The following is a 597-nucleotide window of genomic DNA, read 5'->3' as shown; positions in this document are numbered from 1 at the left end:
TTAGGCGTCGGCTGGAACTGCGGGTTAGGCATGCTCACTGTCCTTGGCGAAGAACCGCCGCCATGCCGCTGACTATGGACAACGCGCCCATCAAAGAATGGATGCACTCGGCAGCCAGAGGGGCCAGTTGGTCCGGCTTCTTGTAGTCAGCAGGCAGTGGCTCCTGGCCGATGACGCAGAGCGAGTACAGCCGCTCCAGGCGTTCCGTAACATCCTTCGGCTGGAGCTTATGCGCAAGTGCATTCCTTAGTGCGTTGAGCTCGACCATACCTTGCCACGCCTCCTCAGGAAGGGGAATGAAATTCAGAGCCCGAACCACGTAGAGCAATTGCGCAAAGCTCAACCTAGCCTTCGACAGGTACTGAGGATTCTCAAGATGCTCCTCAGCAATGGCGTACAAAAGTTCTTCGACTACTAAATGCCCTTTGAGGACCGTAAGAGTGACGTCATCCGTCTCGGGCAGGAGACCGCTATAGCGCTCGGCCCGTTCATGTCGCTCTTGAAAAATACGTTCGAATTGTGAATTGGGCATGACGGGCACTCTAGATGCCTAACGATTGCGTTCAGCCGCGCCGTTAGGCGTCGGCTGGAACTGCG

At 56.3% G+C, this 597-nt stretch carries 1 protein-coding gene; it reads right to left on the bottom strand.

The genetic code is table 11. The features are described 5' to 3' along the window. Positions 1-34 precede the first annotated feature (34 nt). Complete coding sequence (locus B0W88_RS32170) at positions 35-532, bottom strand: hypothetical protein (protein WP_144007160.1); 498 nt, start codon at positions 530-532, stop codon at positions 35-37. Positions 533-597 lie beyond the last annotated feature (65 nt).

It is taken from the genome of Pelomonas sp. KK5, from assembly GCF_001984095.1.
In the GTDB taxonomy this organism is placed as follows: Bacteria; Pseudomonadota; Gammaproteobacteria; order Burkholderiales; family Burkholderiaceae_C; genus KK5.
Note: the sequence above shows the minus strand (reverse complement) of the source record. Positions and strands in the feature narration are given on the sequence as shown.

Coding starts and splice junctions, on each gene's coding strand:
- B0W88_RS32170 (WP_144007160.1), bottom strand. CDS start 532: ATGCCCAATTCACAATTCGAACGTATTTTTCAAGAGCGACATGAACGG.